Annotated in this window: 16 protein-coding genes; 3 read left to right on the plus strand and 13 right to left on the minus strand. The window is 50.4% G+C overall.

What is annotated here, in order from left to right; translation table 11 throughout:
- Nucleotides 1-60: 60 nt before the first annotated feature.
- The 3 genes from QOS46_RS06450 to QOS46_RS06460 all read right to left on the minus strand — a co-directional run bounded on the left by QOS46_RS06450 (nt 61) and on the right by QOS46_RS06460 (nt 2,895).
- Complete coding sequence (locus tag QOS46_RS06450) at nt 61-954, minus strand: hypothetical protein (protein ID WP_283608258.1); 894 nt, start codon at nt 952-954, stop codon at nt 61-63.
- The gene (locus tag QOS46_RS06455) at nt 951-2,411 is read right to left on the minus strand and encodes an FAD-dependent oxidoreductase (RefSeq protein ID WP_283608260.1); all 1,461 of its coding nucleotides are present in this window, start codon (nt 2,409-2,411) and stop codon (nt 951-953) included. The genes QOS46_RS06450 and QOS46_RS06455 overlap by 4 nt, the downstream gene beginning before the upstream one ends.
- 76 nt (nt 2,412-2,487) lie before the next feature.
- Nucleotides 2,488-2,895, minus strand: a complete 408-nt coding sequence (locus tag QOS46_RS06460; protein ID WP_283608262.1) for a MerR family transcriptional regulator — start codon at nt 2,893-2,895, stop codon at nt 2,488-2,490.
- Between the two features lie 268 nt (nt 2,896-3,163).
- Here QOS46_RS06460 and QOS46_RS06465 point away from each other — a divergent pair, with 268 nt between their 5' ends.
- Nucleotides 3,164-4,333, plus strand: coding sequence for an iron-containing alcohol dehydrogenase (locus QOS46_RS06465; RefSeq protein ID WP_283608264.1), 1,170 nt, complete (start codon nt 3,164-3,166; stop codon nt 4,331-4,333).
- Between the two features lie 165 nt (nt 4,334-4,498).
- Here the strand turns inward: QOS46_RS06465 and QOS46_RS06470 are convergent, their stop codons facing one another.
- The 4 genes from QOS46_RS06470 to QOS46_RS06485 all read right to left on the minus strand — a co-directional run bounded on the left by QOS46_RS06470 (nt 4,499) and on the right by QOS46_RS06485 (nt 7,716).
- Nucleotides 4,499-5,365 (minus strand): 4Fe-4S binding protein, encoded by an 867-nt coding sequence (locus QOS46_RS06470; protein ID WP_283608266.1) that lies wholly within the window; start codon nt 5,363-5,365, stop codon nt 4,499-4,501.
- On the minus strand, nt 5,358-5,510 hold the full coding sequence (locus QOS46_RS06475) for a CD1871A family CXXC motif-containing protein (RefSeq protein ID WP_283608268.1): 153 nt from the start codon (nt 5,508-5,510) through the stop codon (nt 5,358-5,360). The genes QOS46_RS06470 and QOS46_RS06475 overlap by 8 nt, the downstream gene beginning before the upstream one ends.
- 66 nt (nt 5,511-5,576) lie before the next feature.
- On the minus strand, nt 5,577-6,614 hold the full coding sequence (locus tag QOS46_RS06480) for a TlpA family protein disulfide reductase (RefSeq protein WP_283608270.1): 1,038 nt from the start codon (nt 6,612-6,614) through the stop codon (nt 5,577-5,579).
- A gap of 283 nt (nt 6,615-6,897) precedes the next feature.
- Nucleotides 6,898-7,716: a MerR family transcriptional regulator gene (locus tag QOS46_RS06485; RefSeq protein ID WP_283608272.1), complete on the minus strand. Its 819-nt coding sequence runs from the start codon at nt 7,714-7,716 to the stop codon at nt 6,898-6,900.
- 259 nt (nt 7,717-7,975) lie between these two features.
- Between QOS46_RS06485 and QOS46_RS06490 the strand changes: the two genes are divergently transcribed.
- Nucleotides 7,976-8,527 carry a DUF1003 domain-containing protein gene (locus QOS46_RS06490; RefSeq protein ID WP_283608274.1) on the plus strand — a complete coding sequence of 184 codons (552 nt, stop codon included), beginning with the start codon at nt 7,976-7,978 and terminating at the stop codon, nt 8,525-8,527.
- Nucleotides 8,528-8,727: 200 nt separating this feature from the next.
- Here QOS46_RS06490 and feoB read toward each other — a convergent pair whose 3' ends face one another.
- Nucleotides 8,728-10,881, minus strand: coding sequence for a ferrous iron transport protein B (gene feoB, locus QOS46_RS06495; RefSeq protein WP_283608276.1), 2,154 nt, complete (start codon nt 10,879-10,881; stop codon nt 8,728-8,730).
- Between the two features lie 104 nt (nt 10,882-10,985).
- A complete protein-coding gene (locus QOS46_RS06500; RefSeq protein WP_283608278.1) occupies nt 10,986-11,225 on the minus strand; it encodes a FeoA family protein in 240 nt (79 codons plus the stop codon).
- Nucleotides 11,226-11,405: 180 nt separating this feature from the next.
- Here QOS46_RS06500 and QOS46_RS06505 point away from each other — a divergent pair, with 180 nt between their 5' ends.
- The gene (locus QOS46_RS06505) at nt 11,406-11,915 is read left to right on the plus strand and encodes an iron dependent repressor, metal binding and dimerization domain protein (protein WP_283608280.1); all 510 of its coding nucleotides are present in this window, start codon (nt 11,406-11,408) and stop codon (nt 11,913-11,915) included.
- 86 nt (nt 11,916-12,001) lie between these two features.
- On the opposite strand, the gene QOS46_RS06510 is transcribed toward QOS46_RS06505, so the two are convergent.
- From QOS46_RS06510 to QOS46_RS06525, 4 genes are all read right to left on the minus strand, one after another.
- The gene (locus tag QOS46_RS06510) at nt 12,002-13,708 is read right to left on the minus strand and encodes an ABC transporter ATP-binding protein (protein WP_283608282.1); all 1,707 of its coding nucleotides are present in this window, start codon (nt 13,706-13,708) and stop codon (nt 12,002-12,004) included.
- Entirely contained in the window at nt 13,702-15,480 is a 1,779-nt protein-coding gene (locus QOS46_RS06515) for an ABC transporter ATP-binding protein (protein WP_283608284.1), read from the minus strand. Before QOS46_RS06515 ends, QOS46_RS06510 begins: the two co-directional genes overlap by 7 nt.
- Before the next feature lie 597 nt (nt 15,481-16,077).
- Nucleotides 16,078-16,971, minus strand: a complete 894-nt coding sequence (locus QOS46_RS06520; protein WP_283608286.1) for an EamA family transporter — start codon at nt 16,969-16,971, stop codon at nt 16,078-16,080.
- A 489-nt stretch (nt 16,972-17,460) separates the two neighbouring features.
- Nucleotides 17,461-18,144, minus strand: a complete 684-nt coding sequence (locus QOS46_RS06525; protein WP_283608288.1) for a D-lyxose/D-mannose family sugar isomerase — start codon at nt 18,142-18,144, stop codon at nt 17,461-17,463.
- Nucleotides 18,145-18,146 lie beyond the last annotated feature (2 nt).

The following is an 18,146-nucleotide window of genomic DNA, read 5'->3' on the forward strand; positions in this document are numbered from 1 at the left end:
AGGACTCCCGGCATAGCCGGGAGTCCTTTCTCTAAATGCCGCATAGCCGGCGAATCACCACTAAAATACGGAGCTTCCCTCCCAGTTGTTCTCGAAGCTGGCCTGATCACTGACAAAATCGACCAGAAGCTTATTCCCCGCAAAACAGGTATACCGCACCGAACAGGCAGCGCTTTCGTGAATCATGCGCGTCATGCCGCCGTTTTTCGGTGCGCGTAGGGACTGCGCGCAGCTTTTGAGAAGCTGTATTTTTAGCTTTAAAGCACCCTGCCGCAGCAAAATGGTATCTTCACCAACGTACAAAAGCCGCGCGCCGCAGTATGTGGCAATCCGGTATTCTTTCCCGTTCAAATACAGAAAGCCGATACAACCTGTAAAGCTCATTCCGCCCCACGGAATATCCGCCGCTGAAAGCATGATGCTGTTTTTGTCCCACGCGCAGTGCGTCCACAAGTAGCGCTTTGGGAACGACACCCCTCGATCGCCCTCCAGATAGCCCGCACCGTTTGCAAACCGATACTCCCGCCCGTTCACGGACAAAAAACCGTCCACACGGTGGAAAAGGCTGAAAACGGTGTGCCGGCACTCCATTCTTGGCAAACAGCAAAATGGCCCCATGATGTCGCAGGCAGGAGGAGTCAGAGGCCCAAACCTCAGCACCCCGCGCAGGGAACAGTCCTGCGTTTTCACGTCGAGCCCGATTCCCTGTTCGGAGAAAACACACTCCCCCAGCCGAACCGGTAGCTTTTCTCGCGATGATCCGCGTACCTGAAACGGAAAATCCACGTTCAAGGCTTGCTCGTTTGTAATTACCTGAAGCGACGCGGAACAATTCCCGCGGCAATCCGTGTGAAAGGCCGGTATCAGTGCGACGGTATCGATACCATTTTGCTGCTTAAAATACCAACCCTCAAAATAGCCGCGAGGCTTTTGAAAGCTGCCGACCGTTTTCATGTGGGAATCTCCTCCAAATCGGTCTGGGCCGGGCCGTCGAGCAGTCCCCCCTTTGCATCAAAGCGCGAGCCGTGGCAGGGGCAATCCCAGCTTTTTTCATCGGGGTTCCATTCCAACTGGCAGCCGAGATGCGGGCACCGGATCGAAACCGCCGTCACATCCCCCTGCTCTTCCTTGTAGGCCCCCGCCTTCTTCCCGTCGGCAATCACCATTCCACCATGGCCCTCCGGCAGCAGCTGCGGCTCGGCCGCGTCTGCGTCCGGCAGTGAAAACGTCTGCTTGGCAATGCCCTTCACAGCCTGCCCCATGCCGGAAAGAAAATTCTTCGCGGAAGCGCCGGGTGTAAAGCGCAGCGGCGAAAACACCGGCGCAAACGGGTTTTCGACCCCGGAAATCTGATCAGAAAGCAGGATGGCCGACACCATGCTGCCTGTCATCCCCCATTTTCCAAAGCCGGTGGCAACATACCAATTCGGTGTGGAGGAAGAAAACTGCCCGATATACGGAATACTGTCCAGAGTCATGCAGTCCTGCGCAGACCAATGGGCAAGCTCTGTGCTTTTGGGATAAAACAGCGTCGCGGTTTCCCGCAGCATGGCGTATTTTCCGCCAGCCTTGTTTTCTCCTGTACGGTGGTCTCCCCCGCCGAGCAAAAGAGCATCCCCATAGTTGCGCATCGAAAGGCCCTGTTCCCCCATGCCGAGGTACATACCGTCGAGCTTTGCTGCATTCTGCAGTGCAAGCACATAGCTGCGCTCCTGATAGATGCGCATAAAGTAATAGCCCGGGGCGTTTACAAACGGAAAGTGCGATGCAAAGACGATATGCTCCGCCGTTACGGTGCCACGGTCGGTCACGACACTCCGGTCCTCCACCGACAGAACCCTGGTTTTTTCATACACCGTAAGAGGCTCCGAAATTGCCTGCAAAAACTTCAGCGGATGGAATTGCGCCTGCCCGTCGAACTTCATGGCAGCCGCAATCTCAAACGGGAGGCTGGTTTGCTTCGTCAGCTCCGCGTGAATTCCCGCCTTACAGGCATACTCCGCCTCCAGCTCCAGAGCGGGAATATCCTCACGGTCAACGGAATACAGGTAAGCAGAGCGTTCCTCAAACTGGCAGTCGATCTGCCCCTGCGTGATCATTTGCCGGTACCGCCCGATGGCCTGCTGGTTTGCACTGGCATACTGCTTTGCCATTTCTTCGCTAAAATTCTGAAACAGCTTTGTGTAAATCAAATTATGCTGTGATGTAATTTTCGCCGTGGTATTTCCCGTCTGGCCGCTGCCGATCCGGTTTGCTTCCAGCACGACGGATTCAATGCCCTTCTGCCGCAGCAAACAGGCGGTCAAAATTCCCGCAAGGCCGCCGCCGATCACAGCGACGGGTGTTATAATCTCTCCCGAAAGGGCCGGGCGCTCCCGAAAATCAGACGTTTCACTCCAAATTGACTGCATTCCGCTCACCTCGCAGATAGGCTGTGCAAAAAAATGGTAAATAAACATCTGCAAGGAATCTTCAAACAAAATGGGGCTAATCGCAGTCGTCACAGCTCTTCCCGTTATGTATCGCTACCGTGCCGGCCTTCACCGCCGTTTCGTAATACCGGATTTTCTTCTCGATCTTCTGAATATGCTGCTCCAGCTCACGCATCTGCTGCTCAGCCCGGCACTTCTGCTCCAAAAACAACTCCAGACGCTTTTGAAGAGTGGAATCCCCCTCCTTGCACCAATCCATAAACTGGCGGATTTCCTTAATTTTCATGCCCGTGTTTTTCAGGCAGGAAATCATCTCGATCCACTCGTAGTCGTTCTCCTCAAAGGAGCGGCATCCGGAGGAATCGCGCCCGACATAGGGCAGCAGCCCTTCCTTTTCATAATACCGCAGTGTATGCTCGGTAAGCCCCGTATGTTTTGAAGCTTCTGCGATGGTATCTCCCACTGAAAACGCCTCCTAAACGCGACTCGAATTTTGTCGCTTTCTTTGTTCCTTGTTATACCCTAGAGCGCACTCAAAGTCAAGGAGAAAAATTCTTGCCATAAAAGACTTGACTTCGAGCTTACTCAAAGGGTTATAGTAATATTGTAATACCACTTTAGAAAAGTGATTCATGTTTCCCTCGCCTCAGGCGGGAGATAAACAGCGCTGTACTGCATCTGGCTATTCTAAAGTGAATGGACGATAATACAGAAAAGACGGAGGTATTGAAATGCAATTTGATTATTTTGTACCCACGAAAGTTTTGTTCGGCAAAGGTCAGCTTTCGAACCTGCATCTCCAGAAGCTGCCGGGGAAAAAGGCGCTGATCGTGATCTCCTCCGGTAAATCCACGCGCAGCAACGGCTACCTGGCCAGAGTGGAGGAACAGCTGAATTTGGCGGGGGTATCGCACACGGTGTTTGACAAAATCCTCCCCAACCCCATTAAATCGCATGTGATGGAGGGTGCGGCGTTTGCCCGCTCCGAGGGCTGTGATTTTGTGGTGGGCCTCGGCGGCGGCAGCAGCATTGACGCAGCCAAGGCGATTGCGGTAATGGCCACCAACGAGGGGGATTACTGGGACTATATCGTCGGCGGTTCGGGTCAGCGAAAACCCGTGCCGAATGATCCTTTACCGATTGTAGCAATTACCACAACGGCGGGCACCGGAACCGAAGCCGACCCGTGGACGGTAACCACCAAGGAAGACACCAACGAGAAAATCGGATTCGGATATGAAAAGACCTTTCCGGTTCTGTCCATCGTAGACCCCGACCTAATGCTGACCGTGCCGGCCCATCTAACGGCATATCAGGGCTTTGACGCTCTGTTCCACAGCACGGAGGGCTACCTTGCCAAAACAGCAGACCCCATCAGCGACCTGTTTGCTCTGAAAGCAATCGAGCTAATTGGCAAAAGTCTCTCCAAAGCAGTCGCTAACGGAACAGACGAAGTAGCTCGCGCCGACGTTGCGCTGGCTAACACCCTCTCCGGCATGGTGGAGTCTCTCTCCTCGTGTACCTCAGAACATAGTTTAGAGCATGCGCTCAGCGCGTTTCACCACGAGCTTCCCCACGGAGCCGGCCTTATTATGATCAGCAAGGCATACTATACGCATTTTGCAAATACTCATGCCTGCGACGAACGGATGATCTCCATGGCAAAGGCTCTTGGCAAAACCGACGCATCCTCCGCGATGGATTTTATGGTTGCGCTCTGCAACCTGCAATCGGCTTGCGGCGTAGCGGATCTGAAAATGAGCGACTACGGAATTGACGGAGCTAATCTGGAAAAATACGCGGACAACGCCAGAAAAACCATGGGCGGTTTGTTCGCAGTCGACCCCGCTCCCCTTTCCCAAGAAGACAGCATCCGAATTTTGCAGGAATCGTTCCGGTAAACGCAAGGAAATCTCGAAACCATAAACAGAGGGCGTTTCGCAAAAGCGAAGCGCCCTCTGTTTGGTTTTTCCCTATTATTCTTTTTTATCAAACAAAATTCAAATACGGTTAGTATATTAGTTATATTAAAATCCCATTTGTTGATCTGATTTCTCGTTTTTTCCTCATTTTCCCCGAGCCTGCTCTATTTGACTCAGCTTCTCTTTTCCAAAGCCGCAGGAAATTGCCTGCTCAGGGCAGGCTTTTATGCACGCGCCGCAGCGGATACATTCCAGAGAATTCGGTGTCTGGAAAGCGGGAATATCCATTTTGCAGGCCTTTGCGCACCGCCCACACCGGGTGCATTTTGTCTGGTCGACCGAATAGCGGTAAAAGCTGATGGGATTAAACAACGAATAAAACGCGCCCAAGGGGCACAAATAGCGGCAGAAGGGCCGGAAGATCAGAACCGAGGCGACGATCACCGCGATTAAAATCACCATCTTCCAGGTAAACAGAAGGCCGACCGCACTGCGCAGGGATTCATTGGCAAGCAGCAGAGGAATACCGCCCTCCAGCGTACCCGCCGGGCAGATATATTTGCAGAAATAAGGCGTTGATAGCCCGAATTCACTCACTGTGAAAATGGGCAGGAGAATTACAAACACAAGCAGAACGCCATATTTAAGCCACTTCAGAACATCATTCACTCTTTTCGGAACCTTCCGTTTGGGACTCGGTATGCAATGCAGCAGCTCCTGAAGCCAGCCGAAGGGGCACAGCCAGCCGCACACAAAACGCCCCAGCAGAATGCCGATGAACACCAGAAAGCCCAATACATACATCGACACACCGTAGCGCGTACTGCCCTCCACCGCCTGCATGGCGCCGATCGGGCACGCGCCGAGCGCCCCGGGACAGGAATAGCAGTTCAGACCCGGTACACACACATTTTTCAGCTTTCCCTTGTAAATCTTGCCGCTCAGAAACCCCTGCACATAAGAGTTTGTTGTAAAGGCAAAAAGGGCCTGAACCCACGTTCTCTTATCCAATTCCGATGCACTCCAGGCATATACGAACCGCCTTAACCAGAACAGTATGATTCTCTCCGTTCCACAGGCCGATCCCCATCATCGCCACTGCCGCCGCAACAATCCCCCACCGCAGTGGGCTGCCGCTTCTGTCTGTTTGTTCCATGGCACGTATCCCCCTCCGTCTTGGCCGAATTTCGGTTTGATTTGAATTCCCGGCGTTTACTAAAAACTATTTTTCAGGTGTGGAGACCGCGCTGCTTTCCTCAGCGCTCTGTTTCTCCGTTCCCGCAGTAGATGAAGCGGCGGCAGCGCTTAGCGAATTCAGGCGTGATGCCAGTTCGTCTTTGTATTTTTGAATGCTTCGCTTGCCGATCACAGCCTCGCCGACAATTTCCCCCTTGCTGTTAATAAATAACGTCGTAGGCACTCCGGTAATATGACTATCCATATATTCCATCAGAGAAGAATCCGGTATCCAGTTCTCGTAAGTAACTCCTGTTTTCGAAATCAACTGTTGTGCGGTTTGTTTGTTCTCATCTCCCGAAACATCCGTTACCACTCCAACCAGACGCGTACCTTTCGGCATATTTTTGCTCAGTGTTTCCAGATCCGGCAGCTCCTCTATACAAGGGCTGCAGAAGGTTCCCCAAAAATTTACCATCGTTAATTGGTACTTTTCAAACGACTTGCTGTCGACCGGATTGCCGGTCAAATCCGTTGTGGAAAAGCTCGGGAAGATTCCTGTGTCCGCAGCCTCCCGAACCATCAGCACAATACTCTGCCGGATTGTTGGCAGCATTTTTAAAACGCGCTGATAGGCTTCCTTGGTATCGTTATCCATTCCGGTTTCGTTGGGAGCGGGAGCCGCGTAAACATACACCACGCCGCCTTTTCTTCCAATCTCCTCCGAATTTGCAATACTGGTGATTTCATCGGCAGTATGGCCGTCTTTTATCCAGGCATCCCATACGTTTTCATCGTAATATTGAAGATTGAACAGCGAAACAGCGGATTTTTCCGGCTGAAAAACGAGGGTGGTTCCGTCTTTGGGGGTAAATTCGCCGCTCTTTACGTTAAAATCCATCTGGTTATAGGCCAGTGTTTGGCTAGTCAGCTCCTTTTCCGGCAGGTCGATGCTGACTCCCATGGCGGGGTCTGTATAGGTCGTATATTTCGTCTTTTCCGTTGCTTTTTCGGTAGCACATGCGGTCAAAACAAAAAGGGAGAACATGGCAGTCACAAACAGGAATATCCCTCTTTTTTTCATGATCATCTTTCCTCCTTACAAAACTTTTCTCAGTATAATTCACAAACGCCTAACATGTTATAAAACCCGAAAAAATTGACGGGTGCCTCATTTGGCCCGTTCCGTTGGATTGACAAAATTAATTCATAACCGCCCGAAAGCTTACTGCTCTATATTACCATGATTTTTGCTTTAAGAAAACACTTGAGAGCCCCAAAGATTAATTTATCCCACGGGTAATCGCGCTTTTTCAGGAAAGCAAAAAAACCGCCCGTTCCGAAGAACGGGCGGCACTAAGCGTGCTCTATTTCTTTTTCACGGGAAAGCATACCTCTGTTACAAGCTCATCGGGATTCTGCGTTTGAGCAGGGCTGACATGGTAAATATTAAACATCGCGCCGTTAAATTCATAGCGGTTGTCTTTGACCCAATTGGCAACAGCACGGTTAACATCGTTAATCTGTTCATAGCTTCCCTGGTAGGTTGCGGAAGCAATCTGTATGGCGGGAAGGGTTTTGAACACAACATTCTCCGTATTTCGGTAGCTGCCCTGTACAGAAAGCTGGATTTCCACATCCGGGTCAATCTCCTTGTACCCTTCATCGTAAAACACCGCTGTTGCGTTGCAGGGGTTGGCAAACTGCACGTTCTGCGGGCCTAGCTCGCGCTGGAGCTGCTCCCAAAGGATGCCCTCCTGGTCGTAGGCGGGAATCACCTTTCGCAGGCTCGCGACGGTTCTTTCCGGCAGTTCCTTGAGTATCACCGTGTATTCCATCATATTTTCATCCTTTCCAAGTCGGGTGATGGCTGTTTCCAGAAGCAACAGCTGCCTGCCGATTTTCTCCTCCTGCTCCAGCATTTCTGCCCGCTTGAGCAGAAGATACTGACGGAAGGCCTGAGGATCATGATACGTTTTCAGAATTTCGGCCGTTACCGAAAGGCTGAATCCCATCTCCCGGAGCGCAAGAATTTGGTTCGCAACCAGAAGCTGGGCTTCGCTGTAATGCCGGTAGCTTGTAACGGAATCAATACTCTCCGGCACGAGCAAACCGATTTCATCATAATGCCGCAGCATGCGGATGCTGATTCTGGACAGCTTTGAAAAATCACCTATTTTCAGCATTTCTTTTCCCTCACATATATGTGTTTTTGAGCTCATCTACAGTATAAAGTATCTCACTGTGTGAGAGTCAACGGATATTTAAAATATTTTTTGAATTGCCTGTGCCGGTTTCTCATAGTGTACCGACAAATGAGATTTTTGTTTCCTCCGCGCAGCCAAAATGTTATAATACAATAAATGGTTGAGCGGCTGCGGCTCTGCGCCGGAGCCAACTCTCCACCAAAGCTAAAACGTAAAACGATAGTATGAGGTGGTTTCTATGCAAAAAAAAATGCCGGAAAAAACGAATTTTGAAAAGGCCTCCAATATCCAGGGATTCGACATTGAGCTGAACAAAGAAAAGGTATCGAGAATTGACCGGCTGGTTGATAATTACGAGCAGAAGATTGCCTCCCGATTAGATGAGGAATACGAAACAAACACCAAACTTTCTGACCGCATCGCCGACAAGGTCGCATCCTTCGGCGGCAGTTGGACGTTTATTATCCTTTTCGGATTGTTTTTGGTTTGCTGGATGCTCGTAAACATCCTGCCGTTCTTGTCCCACTTTGACCCAAAGCCCTTTATTCTGCTGAACCTGATTCTATCCTTCATCGCAGCGTTTCAGGCTCCCATTATCATGATGAGCCAGAACCGGCAGGCGGCCCGGGACAAGCATGAATCCATTATTGATTTTGCCATTAATTATAAAGCAGAAAAAGAAATTGATGATATGCAAAAGCACCTGCACCATATGGAAATAGAGCTGAAGGAAATCAAGCAGCTTTTGATTACCCTGCAAGCAGAAGAAAAACAGGAGCCGAAGCAGTAACGGCGACCGAAAATATAACTGAAAAAAGCAGCCCAAATTGCCATAAAATGAATTGCCCCCCCCACTGTTATCAGTATATCATACTGTCTAACAATTGGGGGCAATTTAAAAAGGCAGTCAGGCTGCTTTTTTCGGATTGTTTTCCCTAACCTCTCAAGCAAATACGCTTGACGGGTATTTACTGTTGTTCTATGCCGCTTTTAAACAAGCCCCAGCAGGCGCGCGGTATTGGCCACAACCATGCACAGAATCATTCCTGTGGCCGTAGGGATGGCAAAGGCCGCGAGGGTCCATTTGAGGCTCTGCGTTTCCTTCCTTACGGTCAGACACGTGGTGCCGCAGGGCCAGTGCAGCAGGCAGAACAGCATGGTGCATACAGCCGTCAGCCACGTCCATCCGTTGCTCACAAGCAGGGTGTGCAGCTCAGAGAGGCTGCCAAGCTCGGTGAGTGACCCGGTCGCCATATAGCTCATGATGAGGATTGGCACGACGATTTCATTCGCCGGGAAGCCCAGAATAAACGCCATGAGAATATATCCGTCCAGCCCCATCAGCTTTGCAAACGGGTCAAGAAACGCCGCGCAGTGTGCAAGAATACTGCTATTGCCGACTGAAACATTGGCCAGCACCCAGATAATCAAACCTGCGGGCGCGGCAACTACAATAGCTCTGCCCAGTACAAACAGCGTGCGGTCAAAAATGGAGCGCACAATTACCTTCCCAAACTGCGGGCGGCGGTAAGGCGGGAGCTCCAGATGAAAGGACGATGGCATCCCTTTGAGGATTGTCTTGGACAAAAGTCGAGAGATCATCAGCGTCATAAAGACGCCCAGGACAATCACTCCGGTCAGCATCAAGGTGGACACGACAGATTGAAAAGCTCCGCCGACCGCGCCCGCAAAAAACATTGTGATAATTGCGATCAGCGTTGGAAACCTGCCATTGCAGGGCACAAAGTTATTGGTCAGAATCGCAATCAGGCGCTCCCGGGGCGAATCGATAATACGGCAGCCGATCACACCGCAGGCATTGCAGCCGAAGCCCATACACATGGTTAAAGCCTGTTTGCCATGCGCGCAGGCCTTACAAAAAAAGTGATCGAGATTAAATGCGATGCGCGGCAGGTAGCCCGAATCCTCCAGCAGTGTGAACAGCGGAAAAAAGATCGCCATGGGAGGCAGCATGACAGAAATGACCCAGGCGAGCGTCCGGAACATTCCGTCTACCACAATTCCGCGCAGCCAATCCGGCGCCGACACCCACAAGAAGAAATCGGAGAGCGGCTGTTCTAGCGAAAACAGACCCGCAGAAAGAAAACTGGACGGAGCGTTTGCCCCGGCAATGGTGATCCAGAAGATTCCAAACAGCATCGCAATCATAATTGGGATTCCCGTCAGCTTCGAGGTCAGAATCCGGTCAACCCGGCGGTCACGCTCCGCGTATTTTTCCTGCTCAAACCGCACTGTTTCGCGGCTGATCTCCTCGCAGGTTGATACGATTCTGGTGACTACCTCATCGCGAAACTCCTCCTGTGGAACTCCGGCGGCCTCCAGCTCCCGCCGAGCCTGTGCAACCTTTTGTAAAATTTCTTCCCGCTCCAGCAGATCAAAGCCGAGGTAGTTTTTCATGGAGAGAAGCAGGCTGTCGTCGCTGTCCAGAAGCTGCAAAGCCACCCACCGGCTGTTAACTGTACCTTGTAAGGCTTCCGCAACCACAGGCTCAATCAAAGAAATGGCGCTTTCTATTTCATCGCTGTACTGAATTTGCAGCGGATTTTGTTTTGCAGCCGTCTGTGTCTGCGCCGCAACGGTATCCATCAGTCTGTCGAGCCCCTTGCCCGACCTGGCGCTCATACCGACCACCGGAATCCCAAGCCTCTCTGACAGCCGGGGAAGATCAATGCGAATTTTCTTTTTCTTCGCTTCATCCATCAGATTAACGCACAGCACAACACGATTGGTGATCTCCATGGTTTGAAGTACCAGATTCAAATTACGCTCCAGACAGGTGGCATCGGCCACCACAACCACCGCGTCGGCCCCGCCAAAACAGATAAAATCTCTGGCAACCTCCTCTTCGGCGGAATTAGCAATCAGCGAATACGTTCCGGGAATATCCACCATGATATAATTGGTGCCGTTATGGTGATATTGGCCCTGTGCATTCACTACCGTTTTCCCCGGCCAGTTGCCCGTATGCTGATTCATACCGGTCAGTCCGTTAAAAACGGTGCTTTTCCCGACATTCGGATTTCCTGCCAGCGCGATGATTTGATCCTGCTCAGTCTCCTTTTCAATATGTAGACCACAGTGGTTCAGCACGCCGGCTCCCGTAGATGCGTTTGTTAATCCCATACGAATCCTCCCCAAAGAATAGAAATAAGCGGAGCGGAAAACTGCGTTGCCGGCCGCGCTTCCGGTTTGATCAGCAATTGCAGGTTCCGTCTCTCCGCTTTCCATTACGATACTGAAACGATGATTTTTTCCGATACATCGGAGCGAAGCGCGATCACCGCGCCGCGAATCAGGTATGCGACCGGATTGCCGGAGGGACTTTTATAAAGAGGCTCAATTTCGGTTCCGCTCACGACCCCGAGATCAAGCATACGCCTTCTGGTTGTTCCTTCGGATGTCAGCATCGTGACATTTGCTTTACTGCCCACCGGCAGCTGGTCCAGAGTGATTTGGTTTCGATTCATGAAGATGTCCTCCCAAAAACATTCAGCGCAGGGCAAAAAATTTTCCCTGCGCTAATATATGATGCCTAAATGAATTTTGTTACGAATATAATGGAAGAGCGTCTTAAGAAAATCAACGTCTTTTTTCAGAGACCTTCCTTAAAGGAACTGACCGAAAAATACGCTTAAGGGTTTGATTCTATGAACAGTAGCAATCATTCGGATTTTAGAACCGTGCGGGGGTATCAGCTGGCCAACCATCAAGATGGTCAATTGACCCCGGCTCTGGAGGATTATCTGGAGATGGCGTACAGGCTTTATCTGGAAAATCATTATGCCCGCGTGGGCCAGCTTTCGGAGCTGCTGAACGTAAAGCCGTCGTCCGCTTCCAAAATGATTTCGAAGCTGGCCGCTTTCGGGTACCTGAAATACGACCGCTACGAGGTGATTCTTCTCACCGAAAAGGGGCAGGAAATTGGGGAATATCTTCTCACCAGGCACCAGACGATCGAAGCCTTTTTAAAGCTGCTTGGAAGCTCTAACCCGCTGGAAGAAACCGAGCTGATCGAGCACACGCTAAGCCCCTCAACCGTTGCAGACATCGATATGCTCAACCGTTTTTTTACCGATCACCCTGAGATGCTGCAGCAGTTTACAGAATTTCAAAAAGCATCCTTACCCGGTGCGCAGCAGCCTCCAGGGGAGGACTGAAACATGCCGCAAGGAGACAAAACGGGCCTGCTGCCATTTTTGGCAGCAGGCCCGAAAACTGGAACCCGGCCGAAAGTAGCCTGAAACTACTTTGTTTGCAGCTCCACCATATGGCGGTAAATACCGTCCTGCTGCATCAGCTCCCACGGCGTTCCCTGCTCGGCAACCGTTCCGTCGGACAAGACAATGATCTGATCCGCTCCGGCCACCGTGCGCATTCTGTGCGCGATGACAAGAACAGTCTTGTTCTTTACCAGCTCGGAGATTGCGGACTGAATCAGCGTTTCATTCTCCACATCCAGAGAGGCCGTCGCTTCATCCAGCAGTACAATAGGGGCATCCTTCAGCAGTGCGCGCGCAATTGAGATACGCTGGCGTTCACCGCCCGAAAGCGCCGTGCCGTTTTCCCCGATCATCGTCTGGTAGCCATTTGGCATCTGCGACACAAACTCGTCGCAGCGGGCTTCCTTTGCCGCCGCAATCACCGCTTCGTCGGAAGCGTCGCGCCGACCGATTCGGATATTTTCCATCACCGTGTTGTTGAAGAGAGTAACCTCCTGAAACACAATGGAATACATGGAGAGAAGCGTTTCGGGGTCAATCTGCGAAATATCTTTTCCACCGAGCGTGATCTTCCCCTTGCTGGCATCCCAAAAACGGGCTGCCAGGCGCGACACCGTGGTCTTTCCTCCACCGGAGGGGCCAACCAGCGCGGTTACCTCTCCCTGCTTTGCAGTAAAGGAGACCTCCCTGAGCACGTCCTCTTCCCCATTGTAGGCAAACGCGACGTGATCGAAGGTAATATCGCACCCATGGGGATGAAACTCCTGCGAGCCGGACTGCACCGGGTGATCGAGAATTTCATTCATGCGGGCCACGTGCGTTCGTGTAGATAGAACCGCCGCAAAGTTTTGTAGCGCGGTCTGAAATGGATCGTACAGACGGGAAGCTACCAGCAGGAACATAAAGAAGGTAAGCAAGTCGAGCGTACCCTTCACAAGGAGGATGGCGCCGGTCAGGGCAACGGTTGCGATGCCGATCTTTAAAACCAACTGAGCTGTTACGACGAACAACGCCGTTCCCAACTCGGAGATAATGGCGCGTTTTTCCACCGCCTTGATTTTGCCATCCAGCCCCTTCAGGTAATCCTCTTCCGCATTATTAGATTTCAGGTCGCGCACCGATTCCAAGCATTCCTGAATTCCGTCCGCGCATGCCATTTTGGCATCCATCTGCTTCTGGTTCAGGGCATCCTGCACTCTGACCGAAAGGGCAACAATTAGGAATGAAACCGGAATAACCCAGAGCGCGGCCAGCGCCATACGCCAATCAAACACAAACAGGCTGGCAGCAACCACCACGGTTGAAACAATCGATCCGAACAGCGCGGGAATATAGTGGGAAAACGAGGTTTCCAGATAGGCGCAGTCCGCCATGATGGTACTGGTCAGATCGGACAGATCCTTCTTGCCGAAAAAGGAGAGCGGGATTTTACGCAGCTTTTCCGCCAATGAAATACGGCGCACACCGCTTTCTGTATAAGTGGCAAGATAGGTGGTGTTATACTCAAAATAGGTAGTGACAAAAATCAGCGCCAGGCAGAGGAAAATACCAGCTACATAATAGGGTAGATTGGGAGCAACCCCAGTGAGCAAATCGCGAACCAGGCAGTACATCAGGCCAACGGGGAACATGAGTGCCAAATCTCGGAACACACAGGCCACGCTGCCATTGATCAAGTCTTTTGCGCCCTGCTCCGACAGAGCAAAGGCTCTTTGAATTTTTTTCAGCATGAAACTGCCTCCTTTCCAACCTTCCATTTGACAGAGGTCTGGTAGTTGTTCCACATTTCCGTATACAGACCGCCCTCGGCCAGCAGATACTGATGTGTGCCGCTTTGGAGAATCTTACCGTCCTTCAAAACAAAAATTTCATCCGCATCCACTACCGTGGTCAGGCGGTGGGCAATCATAATCACTGTTTTTTGTTTGGAAAGCTCGGCAAACGCAGCCTGTACGCGGCTTTCGTTATCCGGGTCAGCAAACGCGGTCGCCTCATCCAGAATTACGACCGGCGAGTTTTTCAGCATCACACGCGCAATGGCGATCCGCTGCTGCTCCCCGCCGGAAAGGAACACCCCCTTGGTGCCGACGATTGTATCGACTCCATCGGGCATTTTTTCAATAATATCTGCGCACTGCGCCGCCTTCAGAGCCTTCAGAACCTCTTCTCTGGAAGCGTCGGGCCTTGCAAGGCGAACATTTTCCAGTATGGAGGCTTTCAGAAGCCTGCTATCCTGAAATACAAAGGATACCGTCTTCATCAGCTCGGCCTTCGAGATATCGCGAATGTCGGCCCCGCCAATACGGATACTGCCCTCATTTACATCAAAGAACCGCGCGATCAATGCCGCTAGGGTTGATTTTCCGCCGCCTGACGGGCCGACCAGCGCAACAGTTTTGCCCTGCTTGACCTTGAGCGTCACGCCGTCTACCGCCGGATGCGTTCCATCATAGCTAAAGCGCACATTCTGAAGCTCCACAGAAGCATCTTTTGGGTGAACCGGATGCTCCGCGTCCTTGAGCGGCTGTATGTTCAGAACACTGTCGATGCGCTCCAACGCATCCTTAACGATCATGGCGTTTTCACTGGAAAACATGATCTTAGTCAGTGTGATGGAGATGACCGGTGTGATAATGATATAGAATATTAAATTAATCAAAAATTGATTGCTCACGCCGCCCTGCGTAAAGTACAGGCCCGCGCCGATCAAAAAGACAAAAACGCCATTGATCGCCGTCGTGTACCCCAGCATGGGCATGCGAAGCTGCTTGGTGTAAGAAATTACCCATTTTCCGTAATTATCGATCGAGGCTTTAAAGCGCTTGAACGAAAACACCGTCTGTCCAAAGGTTTTAACTACCGGTATTCCGCGTACATATTCCACCGCCTCGTTCGACATATCTTCCAGAGCGTTCTGGTATTCTCTCATTCTGTGCTGCATTTTTTCGCCGGTCATTCTCATCATAATCAGAAAGGCGAGAATTACCGGAATCATGCTCAGCAGCCCGAGCCGCCAATCAAAAAAGAAGAGAAGCGCCAGCAAGCCGATCGGTGTTGCGATAGCCCCCGCTTTATCGGGTAGCTGATGTGCCAGATACGTTTCGGTAGCGGCGCTGGATTCGTTGATAATTTTTCTCATTTTTCCACTGCCGAAGCCATCCATAAAACCGAGCGGAAGCGTAACGATGTGGTGCATAGCCTCCATACGGATATTCGCCGCAATGCGAAACGCGGCAATATGGGAGCTCATCAGCGCGCCAACATACACAAACAGCGACAGTGCTGCAAACACCACCGCCATCCACCCATTGTGCGCAAGATTTTGTGCCGACGAAAAATCCGGGGCGACATCCAGCACCTCTTTGATGATTGCCCAGATGTACACGAACGGCATCAGGGCCATCAGCGCGCTGATAGCGGATAAAATCCATGACGCGATCGTCAGATACCGGAACTTCCCGGCATACCCAAGCAGCCGCGATATACTTGACTGTTGTTTCAAATTGTTTTCCTCCTTATACACTCTGCTCAACCGAACAGGAAAAGAAATTACGCAGCCGGGCTCGGCCTTCGAAATTCAAAGGACACTGAGCCTCCACCCGACCTCGCTCGATCGCATTACGCAATTCCCGCCTTTTTGAAATACTTTTTAAGGGCCGCTTTCCCAAGAAGGCCGCCGCTATTTTCAGACATGAACTCCCTCCTGCAAGTTAGCACGAGCTAACATTTTTGCCCTTTTTAAGCGCCCACCGGGCGCCGCCTCATTCTCAATCTTCTTTATTGTAGCCAATCAGGCCCTCACCGTCTACTCTGAAAGGTTCTGTTCTGCTCCATTTAGTCAAAATCTTATTCTCTAAATGCTCGCCTGAAGTATTTTAGAGTGTGCGTTGGAAGGAGTTTCTCTCGCTGCGCTCGTCTACGGTAACATAGCGAACTGGAAAGGTACATTCCTGCCATTCTGTTTGGTTCACAGCGCCAAGTGAAAGGCAGCTTCAGCCCTGCCGGTATAACTGGTAACTGTTTTTTATGTAATTAGGGAGATCCTTCTTGGTATTTTCAAAACAGTTGATTGACTTGTTTAGCAAAGCGGTATCGCATTTTATCCTTCCATCCCCAGTATTACAATACCAATTGCAGCGACAGCAACGACAAAGTATTGCTTCCATAAAAGCTTCTCTTTAAGTATCATTCTTGCCCATACCAGTGAGAAAATGCAGTAAGACGAAATCAAGGGAGCCGCTACAATTGCGTTATCACCTAATGCATAGATATATGCAAATTGTCCTGCGGTTTCAAATACACCTGCAAGCATTTTGGGCTTTTCTGCGGAAAGTTTTATTTTTTGTTTTTTAATAAATACCACATACACAAAAGCGAAAATCGCCATGATCAAAAATGTAAACTCATATGCGATATTAGCAGACTCTTCTTTGATATACTTGTCAAGAATCAAAGCATCTGCAAATGTGCCGAGTCCATCAATGATACAATAAAAAATCGGAAAGAAAATAGCGATAAAGCTGCGCGTGTACTTTCTGTCCGGGACTATGCCAGTTTGCATGCGTTCTGCATCATCCTGTTTCTTTTCAAAGACAGAAAGCGAAAAAACACCGATACATACCAGCGCTACCGCAGCAAACTGTAATCCGCTCATTGCCTCTTTCAGAATGAAAAAGCACAGCAGAGCGGCTACTGCACCTGATGAATTACAAATGGGCGTGGAAACGGAAAGCACTACATAACGCAGACCAACATAACCAAGTACCATGGCCAAAATATATAAAAAAGACACTGGTAAATAGGTAAGGATGTCTGATGGCCCAAACTCAGCTCCACGGCAAAGTTCTATCATAGCGTGAATACCCATAACCGTACCAACAGCAATAACCATTTTCCAATGGCTATATTTATCATCTGATCTTGAACCAATTTTTGAAAAAAGGTCAGATCCGCTCCAAAAAAATATTGCGATCAGTGAAAACCAAAACCACATTGTATTTCTCCCAGCATTATCATTTCTATTTAATAGCTCTTCACAGCTTTTGAATCGTATGATATTTCTCTCTGTGGCACCATATTTTCAACATTTTCATCTCAAAAGCAGCTTTGTGTTTCATGCAACAATCACTCAACTTTTGCGGCTTGAAATTCTCTGATTTTCTCAATTCTGCTGTCAATATGATCAATATTTACCACTGCAATAGTATGTAGTAACGAAACTCTTTTGTCAATGTTTTATCTCAGAAAAGCAAATTCCATGCTACGCTATATCCTTATTCATAATCATTGATAAAAAGTTGCTGCTCCACACTGGCACATATCTGCCGCATACATACAGAAAAGCCGCAGCTACTGTTTCAATAGCTGCGGCAAGTATCGTTCCTATTCTAATTCCCACGTTTCACTCTTTCTGATCAATCTTCCTAAGAGGCCGTTCCTTCTTATGTTGTAACCCTCTGCATCGCTGCTCTTTCTCTCGATCTTACAGCCTTGGGTATTCGTTGCAGAGTAAACGGTAGGGCGGCTCGTCTTCCTCAATAGCGGGAAAACGGCCAATGGGCTCCAGAAAGCGGTTGTCGGTATTGTCGTCGTTACATTGGCTCACCTCGCCTAACAGCACCGGCCCCGTGCCTTCCTCCACCGAAAAGTCGTGGTATAAATAGGGCTGTATGGTGATGCTCTCGCCTGGCGTCAGGCGCACCTGTGTTCCAGCGGGAACCGACAGCTCCCGGCCATCCGTGTGGACGCGCACCTCCGCGGCCTTGTCCAGCCCCTCACCGGGGGTAGCGTTGTAGACGCGGATCAGGACATTGCCGCCCCCGCGGTTGATGATATCCTCCATCTTGCTCCAGTGGAAGTGCATGGGCGCGTATTGGCCTTCCCGCAAATAGAGCAGCTTTTCGGCGTAGGTCTTGGCGTATTTGTCCTGCATGGCAAAGTTGCCGTTGCGAATTGTAATCAGCGAAAAGCCGACCTTGCCAAAGTCACCCAGACCATAGTCAGTGATATCCCAGCCCAGCATGTTATCGCGAATTTCGTCGTAGTCGCGGCCCTTGGATTTCCAGTCCTCCGGCGTAAAGTGACAGAAAGGCGGCAGGGCAAAGCGGTATTTCTTGATAAAAGTCTCCATTTCCACCAGCACCTTGTTAATCTCGCTGCGTTTCATCG

Source organism: Faecalispora anaeroviscerum (assembly GCF_947568225.1).
Classification (GTDB): Bacteria; Bacillota; Clostridia; order Oscillospirales; family Acutalibacteraceae; genus Faecalispora; species Faecalispora anaeroviscerum.